This is a genomic window from Sulfuricurvum sp. RIFOXYD12_FULL_44_77 (assembly GCF_001830725.1).
GTDB lineage: Bacteria > Campylobacterota > Campylobacteria > Campylobacterales > Sulfurimonadaceae > Sulfuricurvum > Sulfuricurvum kujiense_A.
Window position 1 is genome coordinate 1 of record NZ_MIBU01000162.1, and the last position, 5,361, is coordinate 5,361.

At 41.4% G+C, this 5,361-nt stretch carries 4 protein-coding genes; 3 read left to right on the forward strand and 1 reads right to left on the reverse strand.

Annotated elements, in window-relative coordinates:
* On the reverse strand, positions 1-231 hold a 231-nt coding region (locus tag A2517_RS06570), incomplete at its 3' end, for a hypothetical protein (RefSeq protein WP_294895332.1).
* On the opposite strand from A2517_RS06570, the gene A2517_RS06575 reads away from it, so the two are divergent.
* The 3 genes from A2517_RS06575 to A2517_RS06585 all read left to right on the forward strand — a co-directional run.
* Positions 157-876, forward strand: a complete 720-nt coding sequence (locus tag A2517_RS06575; RefSeq protein ID WP_294895327.1) for a PAS domain-containing protein — start codon at positions 157-159, stop codon at positions 874-876. The two genes, A2517_RS06570 and A2517_RS06575, sit on opposite strands and share 75 nt — an antisense overlap.
* A gap of 4 nt (positions 877-880) precedes the next feature.
* Complete coding sequence (locus tag A2517_RS06580; RefSeq protein ID WP_294895328.1) at positions 881-4,084, forward strand: chemotaxis protein CheB; 3,204 nt, start codon at positions 881-883, stop codon at positions 4,082-4,084.
* On the forward strand, positions 4,077-5,361 hold a 1,285-nt coding region (locus A2517_RS06585; protein WP_294895330.1), incomplete at its 3' end, for a diguanylate cyclase. The genes A2517_RS06580 and A2517_RS06585, both read left to right, overlap by 8 nt.

Sequence of the window (5,361 nt, forward strand, 5' to 3'; positions counted from 1 at the left end):
AATACTAAAAGAGAGATTTTTTTCATTGTTTCCTCCGCCTCTTTTTTGACATATCAGATATATTCTACACCAATTGTCTATTAAATATTCTCTTTTACTTAAAATTATTAGATTAAAAAGACACTTTAAAGACACTTTTTGATTACAATAGCCACCATGAATACTCATCACATAATTAAGCTTTGCGACCGATGCTACTGGGATACCGCTACCGAAACCGTAAAATTTCATAATGAACTCGTCTCTTTAACGTCGAATATGACAAAAGTTTTGAAACTCCTTATCACCAATTACAATAAACCGATCAGCAGCATAGACATATTTTTTCATATTTGGGAAAACTTTGAGGACGAATATAAACCTAGAAATGTCCGCAACTTAATCAGTAACCTACGCAAACGGCTTCCCTGTCTTTCGATCGTCAACTATTACGGCGGAAGCTATATGTTAAAAAAGAATCGTGATAGCCATCCTGTATTTACCGAGAATTTAATTGAGATTCTCGATCAAGCCAAAAACGGTATCACGATATCCGATCCCAATCAACCTGACAATCCTGTCATTTACATCAATCACGCCTTTGCAGACGCGTTTGGATATACCCCCGAAGAGGTGATTGGACGAAATTGCCGTTTTTTACAGGGGGATGATCGTGATCAGTCGGCACTCGAAGAGATACGTCAAGCGATACAAGCCCAAAAAGATATCACGGTAACCCTCCGCAATTATCACAAATCGGGAAAACTTATCTACAACGAAGTGACAATCAGTCCTATCTTCGATAAAAAAACACACAAACTAAAATATTTTCTTGGGGTACAAAAAGATGTTACCGCAATCCAACAATTGATACAGCAGATTAAAGGGATGGTCTAAACTTATGGCAAAAAAGAGACATCCCACCGATGCGTATAAAAATTTAACCATTGTCGGAATCGGTGCAAGTGCGGGAGGATTTGAAGCCCTCTTAAAATTTATCCAAAATATTGAACCCTCCGAGAGTATTACGTATGTCATCACACAGCATCTCGATCCCAAACAACCTACGATGTTGGGGTCACTGCTCCAAAAGTATTCCAAAATTCCGATCATTGAGATTACCGATACGATGGAGCCGTTGGGCAATATTATCTATTTTTGCCCCCCTAATTTTGACCTTGTCATCGAGAATAGCCAATTTTCGCTCTTTGTTCCACCCCTAAAACCCTACCCTAAACCCTCGGTGAACCGCTTTTTTAAATCGCTCGCCTTAGAGAAGAAAGAAAAAGCGATCGGCATTATCTTAAGCGGTACCGGAAGTGACGGAGCAGAGGGGATTGTAGCGATTAAACAAAGCGGCGGAATTGCCCTCGCCCAAAATGAGAAAGCGAAATATTTTTCAATGCCCAAAGCCGCTATCGACACCCAAGCCGTCGATGCGGTACTCCCTCCTGAACTCCTTGCGCAAGGGATTATTTACGCTATTGACGATCCCACCTATTTTGATCGTCATTTTGATGTTCTGGACAATATTGACAAAGTTTTCAGCCTACTCAACCAAAAAGGGGAAGTTGATTTTAGCGACTACAAAGAGGCGACCATTCATCGCCGTCTTGAGCGTAGAATCACGGAGACCAAATCGGAAAGTGTGGACGAGTACATCGCGCTGTTGCAACGCTCTCCGGCTGAAATACTGAATCTGAAAAAAGAGCTCCTCATCATCGTCACTTCCTTGTTTCGTGATAAAGAAGCATTTACCGCAATCGACGTCCATTTGGAAAAATTGCTCATCAGCAAACTCGACAATACGGTGCGAATATGGGTTGCGGGGTGTGCTACCGGAGACGAAGCCTACTCCATCGCTATTGTCATCACCGAACTCCTTAAAAAAATGGAGCTCACAAAAAAAGTGACCATTTTTGCCACCGATGTCAGTGAAGAGGCAATCGATGAAGCTCGAAGCCGAAGTTTTAGTGAAGAGGAAATAAGCCACATCGACCCTGAGTTGATTAAACTCTATTTTGTCGAAAAAAATCACCGCTATACCCCCACCAAAGCGATACGGGACATGATCGTCTTCTCCAAACACGATGTGATTAAAGACCCTCCGTTTTTAAATCTTGATCTTGTCAGTTGCCGCAATCTCCTCATCTATTTTAATCCTGACCTTCAACAACGGGTACAAAGTATTTTTTATTACGCATTGCGCTATCAGGGGCTCATGTTTTTAGGTTCCTCTGAAACCATCGGCACATTGACCAATCTGTTTTCGATCATCGATAACAAATATAAAATTTATCGTAAATCCAACGACACCGGAGTTGTCGATATCGAAGCCCTCGCCTATTTTCAAAAAAAAGAGTTCAAGCGGGGATCGAAAAAATTACGGGATGAAGTGAACAGTCTCGATGTCAACAGCTCGATCAACGCCGCAGTCACCTCATTTTTTGCCGTTAACGGGATTGTCGTCGATACCAACGGTACTATTTTGTTTTTCAAAGGTGAGAACAAATACATCTCCAATCCGCAAGGGCTTGTCACCAATGATGTCTATCGACAGACCTCTGATTTTTTACGGTTGGATTTGCGGGCAACACTCAGTGAAGCGATCCGAAACGAACAAGTGGTCGCTTCGAAAAAAATCCGTATTCTCCCCCTCGCGGATGAGCGTAACTATGTCATCATCACCGTTTTTCCGTTGGGGCGTAATAAACTCTCGGAAAACAGTTTTTTTATCACCTTTGATGATATCAATGAAAAAGAGAGTTCACCGCTCCTCACCTATCAGCCCCAAACCGTAGACGGGTATGATTTCAATATCCTCGAAAATGAACTCTCCGCCCTCAAAGAGCGGCTTCAAATCACCATAGAAGAGCTCGAAACCTCCAATGAAGAACTCCAAAGTACCAACGAAGAGCTTCAGTCCACGAATGAGGAATTGCAATCTACGAATGAGGAACTGGAAACCTCCAATGAAGAGCTTCAAAGTACCAATGAAGAGTTGCGTACCGTCAATGATGAGTTCGAGCACAAGAACAATGAACTCGCCTTTGTCAACGAAGCCCTGAATAAAGTGGTGGAGGTAATTAATACCGACGTGTTGATCTTGGACAAAAATCTCGATCTTTTCCTCCATACCAAAGGAGTTGAGAAGTTTTTTGAGATCAATTACACCAATCGGATCAATCTCAGTGAAATCATTATCCACGAACATTTTCCGATACCGAATCTTTTTGAAAACATTAAAAGTGTCGTACAAAACACCAACGAAGTGCAGTATGACTTGACCATCGATCACCGAATATACTGGTTCCAAATAAAACGGATCAATCTCTCCAACGACGATTACGGGGTCATCATAAGCTTTACCGACAAAACAGATATTATCCGCAACCAAGAGCTGATGTTCCAACAGTCCAAACTCGCCAGTATGGGGGAGATGATCGGCAATATCGCCCACCAATGGCGTCAACCGCTCAATACCCTCGCCTTAAATCTTTTCGGAATACAAAAAAAATTCGAAAATCATAGTATCGACGAGAACGCATTTAACACCTTTGTCGAAGAGTCCCAAAAGAACATTCAGCACATGTCCGCCACCATCGATGATTTTAGAGATTTTTTCAGTCCCAACAAATCGAAAAAGATTTTCTCACTCCATGATGTCATTGAAAAAACGATCTTTTTTGTCAAAGACACCTTTGATCATCACGGTATCACCATTCAAAATGACCATCAGAATGATGCGCAGATTCATGGATTTGAAAATGAATTTGCACAGGTATTACTCAATATTTTCAACAACTCAAAAGATGCATTAATCAAAAATAATACCCCGGAGGGGAGCATAAAAATAACCTTTGAACAAGAAGCTGAGATTATCAATATTCTCATCACCGATAACGGCGGAGGGGCATCTACAGAGGTAATTGCAAGGGTATTTGAACCCTATTTTACGACTAAAGAGAAAAAAGAGGGGACAGGAATCGGATTGTATATGTCAAAAATGATTATCGAAAACAGTATGGGGGGATCAATCCAGATGCTGCCATTTGAAGGTGGAATGATGACAAAAATTTCTTTACTCACGGTGCCGTATGCTTAAAAAATTCACCCTTCTCTATGTAGAAGATAACGAAGCAACGATTGATGCTTTTATCGGAGCATTTCAGGAATATTTCAAAACCATTTTTGTCGCCCGAAACGGTGAAGAGGGGCTTGCTCTCTTTGAAACTTCTCGCCCCGACATCGTCTTAACTGATCTTCAAATGCCTAAAATGGGTGGATTGGAAATGATTGCACGGATGCGTGAAATATCTCCCAATCTGCCGATCATTATCAATTCTGCCTTTAGTGATACCCATTTACTCCTCAAAAGTATCACTCTGCATGTCGATGATTATATATTAAAACCGACCGATCCACACTTGTTACTCCAAGCTTTTGAAAAAGTGGCTCGCGTGTTGAATCTCGAGAAATCGCTGGTACGCTCACATACGATGATGCAGACGATCATCGATGAAATACCCGATCCTATCATGTACATTGAACTTGATTTCAGTGTCAGTATGATGAATAAAGCGGCAAAAAAGTTAGGGGGAGAAGATGTCAATGCACTACTTCCCAAATGTTATAAAATATCGGATAATACAAGCGGTGCATGTGCAGAAGGTTCCCATCTCTGTCCGATAGAGCATGTTTCTAAAACGAAAAAACCCTCTACTCAACGCCATGTGCATACCGATAAAAAAGGGAAAAAACATCATATTGACGTTGCTGCTCGACCAATATTTGATGCCGATGGAATAGTCATAGCCTACCTCGAAATTCGTCACGATATCAGTAACTATCTCGATATCCAAAATAAATTACTCCACAAAACAAAAAAGCTTACTCATATTTCGATGCATGACTCTTTAACTCATTTGCCTAATCGCCGTCTTCTTGCCGATCGAATCGATCACGCGATTGAGCGAAAAACACGTTCCGGCGGAGAGTTCGCAATCTTTTTTATTGACTTAGACCATTTCAAAGAGGTTAATGATACGTTAGGACATTTGATCGGTGATCAGCTTTTGATTCAGGTGGCCAAACGGATACGAACAATGACCCGTAAAGGAGATACGATCGCACGTAACGGAGGAGATGAATTTGTCCTTCTCATCGATGACGGAGTATCAAAAAGCCATTTTACGACCGTAGCTGAAAAAATATTGAAACTTTTCGAGACCCCTTTTCTTATTCAAGGAAATGAGATTCTAAGTGCATGTAGTATCGGGATCAGTATTTTTCCCCAAGACGGACAAACCGTTGAATCCCTTCTCCATCATGCCGATGTCGCTATGTACACCTCTAAAGAGGCAGGACGCCAGCAGTTTACTT